At 71.4% G+C, this 15,418-nt stretch carries 10 protein-coding genes and 1 pseudogene; 7 read left to right on the forward strand and 4 right to left on the reverse strand.

The genetic code is table 11. The annotated features are described in order from the left end of the window. Positions 1-540 precede the first annotated feature (540 nt). Positions 541-2,064: an MFS transporter gene (locus ADK64_RS40580; RefSeq protein WP_053667273.1), complete on the reverse strand. Its 1,524-nt coding sequence runs from the start codon at positions 2,062-2,064 to the stop codon at positions 541-543. A gap of 491 nt (positions 2,065-2,555) precedes the next feature. Between ADK64_RS40580 and ADK64_RS40585 the strand changes: the two genes are divergently transcribed. The 4 genes from ADK64_RS40585 (at position 2,556) to ADK64_RS40600 (ending at position 10,168) form a co-directional block, all read left to right on the forward strand. Next, on the forward strand, positions 2,556-3,344 hold the full coding sequence (locus tag ADK64_RS40585) for an ABC transporter ATP-binding protein (protein WP_053667274.1): 789 nt from the start codon (positions 2,556-2,558) through the stop codon (positions 3,342-3,344). Then, a complete protein-coding gene (locus tag ADK64_RS40590; protein ID WP_053667275.1) occupies positions 3,341-5,923 on the forward strand; it encodes an ABC transporter permease in 2,583 nt (860 codons plus the stop codon). Before ADK64_RS40585 ends, ADK64_RS40590 begins: the two co-directional genes overlap by 4 nt. Before the next feature lie 330 nt (positions 5,924-6,253). Then, entirely contained in the window at positions 6,254-9,787 is a 3,534-nt protein-coding gene (gene mfd, locus ADK64_RS40595) for a transcription-repair coupling factor (RefSeq protein ID WP_053667276.1), read from the forward strand. A 21-nt stretch (positions 9,788-9,808) separates the two neighbouring features. Next, on the forward strand, positions 9,809-10,168 hold the full coding sequence (locus tag ADK64_RS40600) for a MerR family transcriptional regulator (protein ID WP_053667277.1): 360 nt from the start codon (positions 9,809-9,811) through the stop codon (positions 10,166-10,168). Between the two features lie 20 nt (positions 10,169-10,188). Here the strand turns inward: ADK64_RS40600 and ADK64_RS40605 are convergent, their stop codons facing one another. Next, positions 10,189-10,992 (reverse strand): SDR family NAD(P)-dependent oxidoreductase, encoded by an 804-nt coding sequence (locus tag ADK64_RS40605; protein WP_078993149.1) that lies wholly within the window; start codon positions 10,990-10,992, stop codon positions 10,189-10,191. Between the two features lie 250 nt (positions 10,993-11,242). On the opposite strand from ADK64_RS40605, the gene ADK64_RS40610 reads away from it, so the two are divergent. Then, positions 11,243-11,959 (forward strand): HNH endonuclease family protein, encoded by a 717-nt coding sequence (locus ADK64_RS40610; RefSeq protein ID WP_053667278.1) that lies wholly within the window; start codon positions 11,243-11,245, stop codon positions 11,957-11,959. 73 nt (positions 11,960-12,032) lie between these two features. After that, on the forward strand, positions 12,033-12,776 hold the full coding sequence (locus ADK64_RS40615) for a hypothetical protein (RefSeq protein WP_053667279.1): 744 nt from the start codon (positions 12,033-12,035) through the stop codon (positions 12,774-12,776). A 162-nt stretch (positions 12,777-12,938) separates the two neighbouring features. Here the strand turns inward: ADK64_RS40615 and ADK64_RS40620 are convergent, their stop codons facing one another. Together ADK64_RS40620 and ADK64_RS40625 are read right to left on the reverse strand one after the other, a co-directional pair. After that, the gene (locus ADK64_RS40620) at positions 12,939-13,664 is read right to left on the reverse strand and encodes a hypothetical protein (protein ID WP_053667280.1); all 726 of its coding nucleotides are present in this window, start codon (positions 13,662-13,664) and stop codon (positions 12,939-12,941) included. Between the two features lie 133 nt (positions 13,665-13,797). Further along, the gene (locus ADK64_RS40625; protein WP_053667281.1) at positions 13,798-14,487 is read right to left on the reverse strand and encodes a hypothetical protein; all 690 of its coding nucleotides are present in this window, start codon (positions 14,485-14,487) and stop codon (positions 13,798-13,800) included. 194 nt (positions 14,488-14,681) lie between these two features. Between ADK64_RS40625 and ADK64_RS48270 the strand changes: the two are divergent. Beyond that, a pseudogene (locus tag ADK64_RS48270) lies at positions 14,682-15,418 on the forward strand (restriction endonuclease subunit M); the annotation flags it as partial.

The raw sequence follows: 15,418 nt of genomic DNA on the forward strand, positions 1-15,418 counted from the left end.
AGTGCCAGGGGTAGGTGAGGTGTGGGGGGCGCGGCGGGTCGTAGGACATCCCGGGGCTCCTTGCGCGGCTCGGGTCCGGGGCGGCGGACCGCAGGGAGGTGGGGGGTGTGCGGAGCCACGCACGCTACTCGTGAGTTCAGGAGCGCGCGGGGTTTTCACCAAACTGGCCGGTCGGTATGCGCTTACTATGTGAAAACACCGCCCTACCTGGGGTGTTACCCGCGTTAACCGACTCCGCGTCGCAGATCGCGCACGGCCTGCCGGCCTCGCGGAACAGATCGCCACCGCCGGTCCGGACGCGCTGTCCGGGCAGCGTCCGGAGCCGATCACGCGCGCGTGCGTGGCCGCTCTCTTCGACCGGCGCCTCAGGGGAGCGCGCGACCCCTGCTCGACGCGCCGTCGCCGCGGCACCCCGAGGTCTCCGGCCGCCCGCCTGGACCGGCCGGGCGGAGCGTACGGCGCTCACCGGGCGGCGGGGGGAACGCCCGGCCCGGTGGACGCGTGCGGACACGCTGACCCGCTGAACACGCGCGCGCGTGCTTACTCGTTGAGCACCGGGAACCGCCGGGGTGCCAGAAGCAGCAGGACCAGGAAGGCCAGGGCCGCCGCGCCGGCCGCGCCGAGGTACACCGTGTGGACCGCGTCGGCGATCGCGAGCCGGGTCGCCGCCGGGGGTGTACCGGCGTCCAGCGCGCGCGTGACGGAGTCCAGATCGCCCGCGCCGCCCAGACGCGCGGCCAGCACCCCGTTGGCGACGGCACCGAACAGCGAGGCGCCCAGGGTCTGACCGGTCTGCCGGCAGAACAGCACGGACGCGGTCGTGGTGCCCCGCTCCGACCAGCCCACCGTCGACTGCACGCCGACGATCAGCGGCAGCTGGAACAGGCCGAGCGCCCCGCCGAGCAGCAGCATCAGCAGGGTCGGCTGCCACCACGAACCGGGGTAGGGCAGGAACGGGAACGCGAACAGGATCAGCGTCGCCAGGCCGATGCCGAGCAGCGCGGTGTCGCGAAAGCCGATGCGCCGGTAGACGTGCTGGCTGAGCGCCGCCGACACCGGCCAGCTGAGCGTCCACACCGACAGCACGAAACCGGCGGCCACGGGCGCGAGTCCGAGCACCGACTGCGCGTACGTCGGCAGGAACACGCTCGGCGCCACCATCAGCAGCCCCAGCGCGCCGAGTGCCAGGTTGACGGCGGCGATCGTCCGGCGCCGCCACACCCACCCCGGGATGATGGGCTGTGCCGCCCGCCGCTCCACCCACACCACGACCCCGGCCAGCGCCAGGCCCGCCGCGAACAGTGCCAGGGACGGCGCCGACAGCCACGGCCAGGCGACCCCGCCCTGCACCAGGGCGGTCAGCAGCACCCCGCCGGCCGCGAACACCGCGAGCGCGCCGGCCCAGTCCACGCGCGTGCGTGCCGTGCTGCCCGGGTTCTCCGCGTTCTGCGGCGTCTCCCGCTCGGGCTCGTGCAGATGACGGACGATCAGCCACAGCGCGGCCGCGCCGATCGGCAGGTTGACCAGGAAGATCCAGCGCCAGTCGGCGTACGCGGCGAGCACCCCGCCGAGCCCCGGCCCGGCGACCGCCGACACCGCCCACACCGTGGACAGCTTCGACTGGATCTTGGGCCGCTCGGCCAGCGGGTACAGATCGGCGGCCAGGGTCTGCACGGTGCCCTGCAGCGCCCCGCCGCCCAGGCCCTGCACGACCCGGAACGCGATCAGCGCGGCCATGTTCCAGGCGGACGCGCACAGCAGCGAGCCCAGCAGGAACACGGCCGCGCCCACCACCAGCACCGGTTTGCGGCCGAAGGTGTCGGACAGCTTGCCGTAGACGGGGAGCGAGACGGTCACGGCGAGCAGATAGCCGGAGAACAGCCAGGAGAAGACGGAGAACCCGCCGAGGTCGCCGACGATCTGCGGTACGGCCGTGGAGACGATGGTGGAGTCGAGCGCCGCCAGCGCCATCGCCAGCATCAGCGCGGCGACGACCGCTCCTCGCCGCCGGGCCCCCTGCCGCCGGTCGGCGTCGCCGCGTATCGCGGGTTTCGTACTCCCCACCGCACACCCCTCCGCGTGATTCCCGGACTCCGGGCCCCGGACTGCCGAGCTCCAAGATTCCCTGACTTCCTGCCGGAACCTACCCCGTGGCCCTTGCAGCTATCTGCGCCACGAAAGCTTCCCACGGGCAGGGGAGTTGAGCCTGACGCCACGGGAGGGTGGAGGCTTGCCGCGCCGAAGGGTGGAGGCGACCCCGAGAAGGCCTCCGCCCCGGGGTGGAGCACCCCTAGGGGTGTCTCCGTACCAGGGGTCGGAGCGGGTTCGTCCCGGCGGAGGAGGAGACGGGACGGGTGCGGTCCTTAACCTGGCTTTACGCCGCTGGGGGGCGGCGGACCACACCGGCCAGGTGGGGTTTTCCCCACGGAAAGACGGGGCTTCGCACCAGCGCGCGGCGCCGTCGCCGACCGCGACACTCATCGACGTACACCAGGGCGCCACCCGGCGCACCGGGCACCACGCATCGACCTGTCGACCGACATAGGAGACATACCGTGACATCGGCTGTAACCATTCCCAGGCACGGGGGTACTGGAGGGCGAACGGCCGTTGCCGCGCGAGCGCGGCAGGTCGTCAAGGCGTACGGGTCCGGGGAGACCCGTGTCGTCGCCCTCGATCACGTCGACGTGGACATCGCCCGCGGTCAGTTCACCGCGATCATGGGCCCCTCGGGGTCCGGCAAGTCCACGCTGATGCACTGCCTCGCCGGGCTCGACACCGTCACCGGCGGGCAGATCTATCTGGACGAGACCGAGATCACCGGTCTGAAGGACAAGAAGCTCACCCAGCTGCGCCGGGACCGGATCGGCTTCATCTTCCAGGCGTTCAACCTGCTGCCGACGCTGAACGCGCTCGAGAACATCACGCTGCCGATGGACATCGCCGGCCGCAAGCCGGACCGGGCCTGGCTGGACCGCGTGGTGGAGACCGTCGGCCTCGCCGGACGCCTCAAGCACCGGCCGACCCAGCTCTCCGGCGGCCAGCAGCAGCGCGTCGCCGTGGCCCGCGCGCTCGCCGCCCGCCCGGAGATCATCTTCGGGGACGAGCCGACCGGAAATCTCGACTCGCGCGCGGGTGCCGAGGTTCTCGGCTTCCTGCGCCGCTCGGTGGACGAACTCGGTCAGACCATCGTGATGGTCACGCACGACCCGGTGGCCGCCTCCTACGCCGACCGCGTGCTGTACCTCGCCGACGGCCGGATCGTCGACGAGATGTACCAGCCGACGGCCGATCAGGTCCTGGACCGCATGAAGGACTTCGACGCCCGGGGACGTACGTCATGACCGTCATGAAGACCTCGATGCGCAACTTCTTCGCGCACAAGGGCCGTATGGCGCTCTCGGCGGTCGCCGTCCTGCTGTCGGTGGCGTTCGTGTGCGGCACTCTGGTGTTCACCGACACGATGAACACCACCTTCGACAAGCTGTTCCAGGCCACGTCCTCGGACGTGACGGTCAGCGCGAAGGGCTCCTCCGACACCGGCCAGACGACCGACGGCACCGGCAAGCCGCCGGTCATGCCGGCCTCCGTGCTCGGCAAGGTCCGTGGCGCCCAGGGCGTGCGGTCCGCCGAGGGCACGGTGTTCTCCACCTCGGTCACGGTGATCGACGCCAAGAAGGACAAGCTCTCGCCGAGCAGCGGCGCCCCGACCATCGTGGGCAGCTGGAACGGCAACGACGCCCGCACCATGAAGATCACCTCCGGTACGGCGCCCAAGGGCCCGGACCAGGTCATGGTCGACGAGGACACCGCCGACAAGCACCACCTGAAGCTCGGTTCCGACATCGGCATGATCTCGGTCGTCGGCACGCACCACGCGCGCGTGTCCGGCATCGCCGCCTTCAAGGTCACCAACCCCGGCGCGGCCATCTTCTACCTGGACACCAAGACCGCCCAGCAGACCCTGGTCGGCCGGACCGGCGTCTACACCAACGTCAACGTCACCGCCGCCAAGGGCGTGACCGACGAGCAGCTGAAGGGGAACGTCACCACCGCCCTCGGCCGCGGCTACAAGGTGCAGACCGCCAAGGAGGTCGCCGACGCCAATCAGAAGAGCGTCGAGAGCTTCCTGAACGTCATGAAGTACGCGATGCTCGGCTTCGCCGGGATCGCCTTCCTCGTCGGCATCTTCCTGATCATCAACACCTTCTCCATGCTGGTCGCCCAGCGCACCCGGGAGATCGGCCTGATGCGCGCCATCGGCTCCTCCCGCAAGCAGGTCAACCGGTCCGTGCTGGTCGAGGCCCTGCTGCTCGGCGTGGTCGGTTCCGTCCTCGGCGTCGGCGCGGGCGTCGGCATCGCGGTCGGCCTGATGAAGCTCATGGGCAGCATGGGCATGCACCTGTCCACCGATGACCTGACCGTCGCCTGGACGACCCCCGCCCTCGGCCTGCTCCTCGGTGTCTTGGTCACCGTCCTCGCCGCCTACCTGCCCGCCCGGCGCGCCGGCAAGATCTCCCCGATGGCCGCCCTGCGCGACGCGGGTGCCCCGGCCGACGCCAAGGCCGGCGTGATCCGGGCCGTCATCGGCCTGCTGCTCACCGGCGCCGGCGCCTGGAGCCTGTACGTCGCCGCCACCGCCGACAAGGCCAAGGCCGGCTCGGGCTGGCTGGGCCTCGGTGTCGTGGCCACGCTGATCGGGTTCGTCGTCATCGGCCCGCTGCTGGCCGGCGGCCTGGTCCGTGTCCTCGGCGCGATCATCCTGCGGATCTTCGGCCCGGTCGGGCGGATGGCCGAGCGCAACGCGCTGCGCAACCCGCGCCGCACCGGCGCCACCGGCGCGGCCCTGATGATCGGCCTGGCCCTGGTGGCCTGCCTGTCGGTGGTCGGCTCCTCGATGGTCGCCTCCGCCACCGACCAGCTCGACAAGACCGTCGGCACGGACTTCATCATCCAGGGCGACCAGCAGTACAGCTTCGTCAACCCGCAGATGGTGCAGAAGATCAAGGCCACGCCCGGCCTGAAGCGGGTCACCGAATACAAGGCCGTGGACGCGTCCCTGACCACGCCGGACGGCCAGGTCTCCAAGAAGGAGACCATCAACGCGGCCGACCCGACCTACGTGCAGGACCTGCGCACCAAGACCGTCGCCGGCAACCTCGCCGACGCCTACGAGCCCGACTCGATGTCCGTCTTCGAGGGCTTCGCCAAGCAGCACGGCATCAAGCTCGGCTCCACGGTCCAGGTCGGCTTCAAGGGCGGTACGACGGCGAAGCTGACGGTCCGCGCGATCACCAGCGACGACGTCGTGGTCGACAAGGGCGCGATGTACGCCGCCATCTCCACGGCCGCGAAGTACCTGCCGGCCGACCGGCTGCCCCTCGACTCGCTGGTGTTCGCCACCGCCAAGGACGGGCAGCAGGCGGCCGCCTACAAGGCGCTGAAGCAGACGCTGAAGGACGACCCGGCCCTGACCGTACGCGACCAGACCGACTACAAGAAGGCGCTCAAGGACCAGATCGGCCAACTGCTGAACATGATCTACGGCCTGCTGGCGCTCGCGATCATCGTCGCGGTCCTCGGCGTGGTGAACACCCTGGCCCTGTCGGTGGTCGAGCGGACCCGGGAGATCGGCCTCATGCGGGCCATCGGACTCTCCCGCCGCCAGCTGCGCCGCATGATCCGCCTGGAGTCCGTGGTGATCGCCCTCTTCGGCGCCCTGCTCGGCCTCGGCCTCGGCATGGGCTGGGGCGCGACCGCCCAGAAGCTCCTCTCACTGGAGGGCCTGCACGTCCTGGACATCCCCTGGCCGACGATCATCACGGTCTTCGTCGCCTCGGCCTTCGTGGGCCTGTTCGCCGCCCTGATCCCGGCGTTCCGCGCGGGCCGCATGAACGTCCTGAACGCCATCGCCACGGACTAGACGCAGGCTGGGCCGGCGCCCGCCACCGCACACGCGGGGCTGCCGCTCGGCCGACGACCACCGCATACGGGGGTTGCGGGGGAAAACCCGGTGCCGGGAAGTCTTGGGACTTCCCGGCACCGGGTTTCTGTTCGTCCGCCGGTGAGCCGGCCGAATCCGGCGGCCCGGCCGCGGCACCGGACACCGGAAGGCCGCGGCACCGGACACCGGAGGCGGAGGTTGTCCACAGGCCCCGGCGCCGACGCCGACCGCGTCGTACGCTGGAGACCCCCCGGCCCTCGCACGAGTCGGGTTCTTCGCGTTGCCCACACCCGGACGGAAAGCCTCTCCATGAGCCTGCACGGTCTGCTCGACGCCGTCGTCAAGGACCCCGCCCTCGCGGAAGCGACCAAGGCGGCCGCGGACGGCAACCGCATGCACGTCGACCTGGTCGGCCCCCCGGCGGCCCGCCCCTTCGCGGTCGCCGCCCTCGCCCGCGAGGCCGGCCGGCCGGTGCTGGCCGTCACGGCGACCGGCCGCGAGGCCGAGGACCTGGCCGCAGCCCTGCGCTCCCTGCTGCCCGCCGAAGGCGTCGTGGAGTACCCCTCCTGGGAGACCCTGCCGCACGAGCGGCTCAGCCCGCGCAGCGACACCGTCGGCCGCCGCCTCGCCGTCCTGCGCCGCCTCGCCCACCCCCGCCCCGACGACCCCGAGACCGGCCCGGTCTCCGTCGTCGTAGCCCCCGTACGATCCGTGCTCCAGCCGCAGGTCAAGGGCCTCGGCGACCTGGAGCCGGTGTCCCTGAGGACCGGGCAGAGCGCCGATCTGAACGACGTCGTGGCCGCCCTCGCGGCCGCCGCCTACGCGCGCGTGGAGCTGGTCGAGAAGCGCGGCGAGTTCGCCGTACGCGGCGGCATCCTGGACGTCTTCCCGCCCACCGAGGAACACCCCCTGCGCGTGGAGTTCTGGGGCGACGACATCGAGGAGATCCGCTACTTCAAGGTCGCCGACCAGCGCTCCCTCGAAGTCGCCGAGCACGGCCTGTGGGCCCCGCCATGCCGCGAGCTGCTGCTCACCGACGACGTCCGCGCACGCGCGCGTGCCCTCGCCGAGGAGCACCCCGAGCTGGGCGAGCTGCTCGGCAGGATCGCCGAGGGGATCGCGGTCGAAGGCATGGAGTCCCTGGCCCCCGTGCTGGTCGACGACATGGAGCTGCTGCTCGACGTGCTGCCCAAGGGCGCCATGGCCGTCGTCTGCGACCCGGAGCGGGTCCGCACCCGCGCCGCCGACCTCGTCGCCACCTCCCAGGAGTTCCTCCAGGCCTCCTGGGCGGCCACCGCGGGCGGCGGCGAGGCGCCCATCGACGTCGGCGCGGCCTCCCTGTGGTCCATCGCCGACGTCCGCGACCGCGCGCGCGAGCGGGACATGATGTGGTGGTCCGTCTCGCCGTTCGCCGCAGACGAAGAGCTCGACGCGGACACCCTCAAGCTCGGCATGCACGCGCCCGAGACCTACCGCGGCGACACCGCGCGGGCGCTCGCCGACACCAAGGGCTGGCTCGCCGACGGCTGGCGCACGGTGTTCGTCACCGAGGGCCACGGCCCGGCCGCCCGCACGGTGGAGGTGCTCGGCAGCGAGGGCATCGGGGCCCGTCTCGACGCCGACCTCGGCGAGCTGAGCGCCTCCGTCGTCCACGTCGCCTGCGGCTCGATCGAGTACGGCTTCGTGGACCCGGGCCTGAGGCTCGCCGTGCTCACCGAGACCGACCTGTCCGGCCAGCGCACGGCCGGCCGCGAGGGCGCCCGGATGCCGGCCCGCCGCCGCAAGACCATCGACCCGCTCTCCCTGGAGCCGGGCGACTACATCGTCCACGAACAGCACGGCGTCGGCCGCTACATCGAGATGGTGCAGCGCACCGTCCAGGGCGCCACCCGCGAGTACCTGGTCGTCGAGTACGCGCCCGCCAAGCGCGGCCAGCCCGGCGACCGGCTGTACATCCCGACCGACCAGCTGGAGCAGATCACCAAGTACGTCGGCGGCGAGGCGCCCACCCTGCACCGGCTCGGCGGCGCGGACTGGACGAAGACCAAGGCACGCGCGAAGAAGGCGGTCAAGGAGATCGCCGCCGACCTGATCAAGCTCTACAGCGCGCGCATGGCCGCCCCCGGCCACGCCTTCGGCGCCGACTCCCCCTGGCAGCGCGAGCTGGAGGACGCCTTCCCCTACGCCGAGACCCCGGACCAGCTCACCACCATCGCCGAGGTCAAGGAGGACATGGAGAAGTCGGTCCCCATGGACCGCCTGGTCTGCGGCGACGTGGGCTACGGCAAGACCGAGATCGCGGTGCGGGCCGCCTTCAAGGCCGTACAGGACGGCAAGCAGGTCGCCGTCCTCGTGCCGACGACCCTGCTGGTGCAGCAGCACTTCGGGACGTTCTCCGAGCGGTACGGCCAGTTCCCGGTCAGCGTGAAGGCGCTCTCCCGCTTCCAGACCGACACCGAGGCCAAGGCCGTCCTGGAAGGCCTGAAGGACGGCGCGGTGGACGTCGTCATCGGCACCCACCGCCTGTTCTCCTCGGAGACCAGATTCAAGGACCTGGGCCTGGTCATCGTCGACGAGGAGCAGCGCTTTGGCGTCGAGCACAAGGAGCAGCTGAAGAAGCTCCGCGCCAACGTCGACGTGCTGACCATGTCGGCCACGCCCATCCCGCGCACCCTGGAGATGGCGGTCACCGGCATCCGCGAGATGTCCACGATCACCACGCCCCCGGAGGAGCGCCACCCGGTGCTCACCTTCGTCGGGCCCTACGAGGAGAAGCAGATCGGCGCCGCCATCCGGCGTGAACTGCTGCGCGAGGGCCAGGTCTTCTACATCCACAACCGGGTCGAGTCCATCGACCGCGCGGCGGCCCGGCTGCGCGAGATCGTCCCCGAGGCGCGCATCGCCACCGCCCACGGCCAGATGTCGGAGGCGGCCCTGGAGCAGGTCGTGGTCGACTTCTGGGAGAAGAAGTTCGACGTGCTCGTGTCGACCACGATCGTCGAGTCCGGTATCGACATCTCCAACGCCAACACGCTCATCGTGGAGCGCGGCGACACCTTCGGCCTGTCCCAGCTGCACCAGCTGCGCGGCCGTGTGGGACGGGGAAGGGAGCGCGGCTACGCGTACTTCCTCTATCCCCCGGAGAAGCCGCTGACCGAGACCGCGCACGAGCGCCTCGCGACCATCGCCCAGCACACCGAGATGGGCGCGGGCATGTACGTGGCGATGAAGGACCTGGAGATCCGCGGCGCCGGCAACCTGCTCGGCGGCGAGCAGTCCGGCCATATCGCGGGCGTCGGCTTCGATCTGTACGTCCGCATGGTCGGCGAGGCCGTCGCCGACTACCGGCGCCAGCTGGAGACCGGCGAGATCGAGGAGGAGCCGCCGCTCGAGGTCAAGATCGAGCTGCCCGTCGACGCGCACGTCCCGCACGACTACGCGCCGGGCGAGCGCCTGCGCCTCCAGGCCTACCGCGCCATCGCCTCCGCCAACTCCGAGGAGGACATCAAGGCCGTCCGTGAGGAACTCACCGACCGCTACGGCAAGTTGCCCGAGCCGGTGGAGAACCTGCTGCTGGTGGCCGGCCTCAGGATGCTCGCGCGCGCGTGCGGCGTCGGCGAGATCGTCCTGCAGGGCACCAACATCCGCTTCGCGCCGGTGGAGTTGCGCGAGTCGCAGGAGCTGCGGCTCAAGCGGCTCTACCCGGGCACGGTCATCAAGCCGGCCGTGCACCAGGTGCTGGTCCCGCGCCCGAAGACCGCGAAGGTCGGCGGCAAGCCGCTGGTCGGCCGTGAACTGCTGGGCTGGGTCGGCGAGTTCCTCGCCACGGTCCTGGGGTCGTAGGAACGGCACAGGGGGGCGGCGTTGCGGATCGGTGAGCTGGCGGCGGCGACCGGTGCGTCGCCGCGCGCCCTGCGCCACTACGAGCAGGAGGGCCTGATCACTTCGGAGCGCGCTGCGAACGGCTACCGCGTGTACGACGCCGGTGCGGCCGTTCGCGTCCGCAACATCCGCCGCCTGCTGGACGCGGGGCTCACCCTGGACGACGTCCAGGTGTTCCTGCCCTGCCTGGACGGCGACGTCACCGCGGGCCGCGCCTCCGCCGAGGCCCTGCGGGTCGCCCGGGCCCGGCTGGCGGTCCTGGAGGCCCGAATAACGGCCCAGACGGAGGTACGGGACCGTCTGGCGACGGCACTGCGGGCGGCGGGCGCCGGGACAGCCTGAGGGGGACGGCGCCCCGGTGTTCAGGCGACCACCGCCCCGCCGTCCACCGGCAGGACGACGCCCGTGACGAACGACGCCTCCGGCGCGGCCAGCCGGGTGACGGCCCACGCGACCTCCTCGGGGCGGCCGATCCGGCCGAGCGGGGTGTGGGCCAGCTGCCAGGCGCGGATCGCGCCGCGCTGCTCCGGGGTGTAGCCGGAGTGGTCGGCGATCGGAGTGTCGATCGCGCCCGGGGCCACGGCGACGACCCGGATGCCGAGCGGCGCCAGTTCGACCGCCCAGCTTCGGGTCAGCACCTCCAGGGCCGCCTTCCCGGCCGCGTACAGCGAGTTGCCGGGCCAGGCGCGCTGGCCCACCGAGGTGGTCACGTTCACCACCACGCCCCGGGCCGCCTCCAGCGCCGGCAGCGCGGCCTGCGTGAGCAGGACCGGAGCCAGCAGGTTGGTCTCCAGCAGCGGTCGTACCGAGGTGCGGGTGTAGGTGCGCAGGGACTCGGTGCTGACGACCGCCGCGTTGTTGACCAGCACATCGATCCGGCCGTACCGCTCCAGCGCGGCCCGTACGACGCTCTGCGGGCCGTCCTCAGAGGTCAGGTCGGCGGGCAGCGGGGTGATCCCCGGGTGCCCGTCGGCGGTCTCGGCCAGCGGCGCGGCCCGGCGGCCGACGGCGACGACCCGGGCGCCCTCGGCGGCGAACGCGCGCGCGGTGGCCCGGCCGATGCCGGTGCCGGCGCCGGTGACGAGGACGGTACGGGGCTCTTGGGTGATCTCGTGCGTGATCTCGTGCGTGCTGTCGTGGGTGATCTGGTGCGTGAGCTCGTTCATGCCGGGATCGTCGGACCCTGACACCGGCGTCAAGGTCAAGCGGCCGGGGGAACGGAGTGACTGGGCGCACCTGGCCGGCGGTCGCGCTCCCCCCGACAGGCGCCGTATGCCCCAACTCGGCTCTGAATTGCCCCGTAAAGCCCCTTTGCGCCCCATCTGGATTCGACCGCCGGGCAGTTAACGTAAGGGAGGGAACGATTCCGCCACGGTCCGAGGGCGGGCCAGGGCGAGTGAGCGAGGGGGACGTACCGTGACGCGTCTGAGGGGCGGGGCCGTTGCCGCCGTGGTGGTGCTGACCGCCGTGGCCGGCTGCAACACGGACAAGACCAAGGCGGCCCCCGGGCCCGAGAAGTCCGGCGGCGGGGGCGCGGTCCTGACCGCCGTCGACTCGCTGACCGTCAAGGGGCGGGCCCCGAAGACCGGTTACTCCCGCGCCCGGTTCGGCACCGCCTGGGCGGACACGGACTCCAACTCCTGTGACACCCGCGACGACATACTCAAGCGCGATCTGAAGGACGTGAAGTTCACCGGCGGCGCGTGCCGGGTCACCTACGGCCTGCTGGAGCCCGACCCCTACTCCGGCAAGGACATCACCTACAAGCGCGGCGCCAGCCAGGTCGACATCGACCATGTCGTCCCGCTCTCCGACGCCTGGCAGAAGGGCGCCAAGTACTGGGACGCCAGCAAGCGCATAGCTCTGGCCAACGACCCCCTGAACCTCATCGCGGTCGACGCGAGCACCAACCGCGGCAAGGGGGACGGCGACGCGGCCACCTGGCTCCCGCCCAACGGGGCCTACCGCTGCACCTATGTGGCCACCCAGGTCGCCGTCAAGAAGAAGTACGGCCTGTGGGTCACCGACGCCGAGAAGGCCGCCATGAAGAAGGTCCTCGCCGGCTGCCCGAGCCAGACACTCCCCACGGGCGGCAACCCGACCAAGGCACCGGACCGCTTCCGGGCGAAGTGAACCGCACCGCCGTCGCCGGTGCTGGGGACAAACCGGTACCGGGGCTCGGCGGGTGCCGCCTACCGTAGCCGTCATGGACGTCAAGGTGAGCAGCATCGCCGAGCGGCCGGACCGGCTGCGCGCGGTGTTCGAGATGGCCGACACCTGGCCCGAGTTCGTGACCAACGACCCCGTCGGCACCGCGCATTACGGCCGCATCCCCGTCGAACTGCCGCAGTACGCGCTGTTCGCCGAGGACGAGCACGGCGAGATCCTCGCCCACGCCTTCAGCGTGCCCTTCGCCCTCGACGTCGACGGCCGGCGCGCGCTGCCCGCGCGGGGCTGGGACGAGGTCCTGCTCTGGGCCTTCGCCGACCTGCGCAGCGGCACCCGCCCGGACACGGTGAGCGCCATCTCCGTCACCATCGCCCCGCACGCCCAGGGCCACGGCCTGTCCGCCGTCATGCTCTGCGCCATGCGGGACAACGCGCGCGCTCTCGGCTTCCGCGAGGTCGTCGCCCCCGTACGCCCCAGCGCCAAGCACCGCGAACCGCGCACCCCGATGACTCGGTACGCCCACCGGGTACGCCCCGACGGGCTGCCGGAGGACCCGTGGCTGCGTGTCCACGCCCGCGCCGGCGCCACCATCGACTCCGTCGCCGCTGCCTCCATGACCGTGGGCGCCTCGCTGGAGGACTGGCGCCGCTGGACCGGGCTGCCGTTCGACACCACGGGGGACGTCGAGGTGCCCGGAGCCCTGGTCCCGGTCCGCTGTGAGGCGGAGCGCGGGTACGGCGTCTATGTCGAGCCCAATGTGTGGATGCGGCACGCGTTGTGAGGGCGAGCGGAGCGCGAGCGGGAGTGGGAGCGGGGAGGCCGGTGTGCGCGTGAGCCGCGGCCGGGGGCCGCGGCTTCGCTTCTCCTGGTGTGCGGGGGGATCCGCCCCCCGGGTCCTGGATCCCGGGTCCTGGATCCAGGACCCCTGATCCCTGATCCTGGATCAGGCGGTCTTCGTGTCCTTCAAAGAGCTGAGGATCCGGGTCGTCACCTTCTGTGCGGCCGCGGCGCCGTTGTCGGTGCCGGCCGTGGAGAGCACGGTGACCACGGAGTTGCCGGAACGGGCCGCGATGAGCGTGGTGCCGCTCTCCCAGGCGCCGCTCGTCAGCGTCATCGTGTAGGCCTCGTCAGCGAACCCCGACGTGGACCTGCCCGTGAGCTTCACCGTGGCGTGGGCGTCGGTGTCCGTGAACGTGGCGCACTCGGCGGCGACGGTCCTCAGGTCCTTCATCACCGTGGCCGCCGTGGTGCCCTGGAACTCATCGATCTCCTGGGCCACTTCCTCGGTCTTGCCCTGGTTCGCGTAGTCGTTCTGCGCGAACGACACGCCTCCCTTGAGGCCGGTCGCCTGGATCCAGGCCGTGCCCTCCAGTCTGGTGCAGTCCGGCTTGGCGGTGCTCTTGCCCGACGGTGAGAGGAACTCGCTGCCGCTGTCCGAGGCGCCGTCGGCCTCGGCGGTGAGCCCGGTCGGGAAGGCCGACGCGGGCGCCAGCGCCCTCTTCAGCTGCGTACCGGTGGCCAGAGAGGCGTTCAGGTCCTTCGCCCCGGCCGGCCCGGCGCTCGCGGTGGAGCTGGCGGACGCGTGGGAGGAACCGGAGGAACAAGCGGTGAGAGCCAGGGGGAGTGCCGCGACGGTGAGCAGTGTGGCGACGCGGGACGAGTGGCGCATGACAGTCCTTCAGGGGGATGGGTGGAACGGAGACAGGGTGTTTCGGTGCGGTGAGTGGTGAGTGGTGAGGCTTTGGTCGTGCGTGGTCAGTCGTGCGTGGTGAGCGGCGCACGCCTCTGTTGGACCGGCCTGGTCAGGAGGCCTTCTTCCAGGCGCCGCAACCGGTCGTCTTGAAGTAGGCGTCGGAGGGGCTGATGGTCACGACGGCCGTGCCGGTCACGTTGTTGTTGGCGATGATCGAGTCCACGCCGTGCTCGGCGTCCTTCGTGCGCTCCCAGTAGCAGGAGTCGTCCTTGTTCCCGGTCGACCTGTAGGTGCCCGGCGCGACGTCGGTGCCGACCTTGAACATCCCCCCGTTTCCGTCCATCGAGGAGGCGGGTGTGCCCTTCGCCTTCGGGTCGACGGCCTCCCAGTCCTTGCAGCCGCTGGACTTGAAGATCTTGTCGGTGGTCTTGACGGTCACGTAACTCGTGCCGCTGACGTTGTCGTTGGCCAGCAGCGAGTCCGTCTCGCCCTTGGCGTCCTTGGCCCGCTCCCAGTAGCACATGTCATCGGTGTTGCCGCTCGTGCGGTACGTGCCCGGCTTCACGTCGGAGCCGACCTGGAACTCGCCGTCGCCGGCGAACGCGACCTTCCTGGCCGCCGCCTTGCCGTCCCCCGAGCCCTTCTTGCCGCCGGACTGGTGCTCGGCGGAGGCGGACGAGCCCTTGCCGCTGGCGGAACTGCCGCCGCCCTTGCCGTTGCTTCCGGCGTTCGCGGACACGGTACCGATGACAGCGATCCCCACGACGGCGCCCAGCGCGATCTTGGCCTTCATGCCCATGGCGAATCCCCTCCCCTCCCCAACGCGGCGGCCTCCCCCTCCGGCGGCCGCTCGTTCGCTGGGTCAATAAGAACAGAGCCTGTGAACCGAGTCAACATGCTTCATGTGATGAGGTGTGTACACGACCGTGAATGCATCGATCCTGTGCACGCCGGTATGCTCGGCACACACATGGGGCGAGGGGAGCGGGGCCGGTGCAGGACAACGCGACAGAGGTGACCGCGGCCGGTATCGCCCGGCTCGCCGGAGTGGGCCGCGCCGCCGTCAGTAACTGGCGCCGCCGGCACGTCGACTTCCCCAAGCCGGTCGGCGGCACCGAGACCAGCCCGTCCTTCGCGCTCGCCGCGGTCGAGGCCTGGCTGCGCAAGCAGGGCAAACTCGCCGAGGTGCCGCTGCGGGAGCGCGTCTGGCAGCAATTGGTCGGCCATCCCGAGGGGCCGCTGACCGCCCTGGTGCACACGGGCTGCGTGCTGCTGCTGATCCACGAACGCCCCACCGTCTGGCTCGATGCGAGCGCGGGCTCGGACGAACGCCTGGCCGCGATGCTGCCCGGCGCGCTGGAGCGGGTGCTGACCTCACGCTTCGGTGGCACCTCGGGGCGAGGGGGGCGCGATGGAGTGCGTGCGGACGCTGATGCGGGCGCCGGGTCGACTGTGAACCCGGCTGGCGGTGATCGGGGTGTGAACACGTTCGGTGGGGCGCAGGGTGTGAACACGTCTCGTTCGGCGCGGGGTGTTAACACTGGTTCGACCGCGGCCGGTGTGAACGTGGCGCCCGCGACTCCCGGTGTGAACTCGGCGCTCACGCCGCCCAGTGTGAACACGGAACCCAAGCCGGCCGCTGTGAACCCTTCACAGCCGCAGCACCCTGTGAACACCCCGCCCGTTGTTCACAGCCCGCCCACCCTTCACGCCCTGTCTCTTATACACAT

The organism is Streptomyces sp. MMG1121, from assembly GCF_001280015.1.
GTDB lineage: Bacteria > Actinomycetota > Actinomycetes > Streptomycetales > Streptomycetaceae > Streptomyces.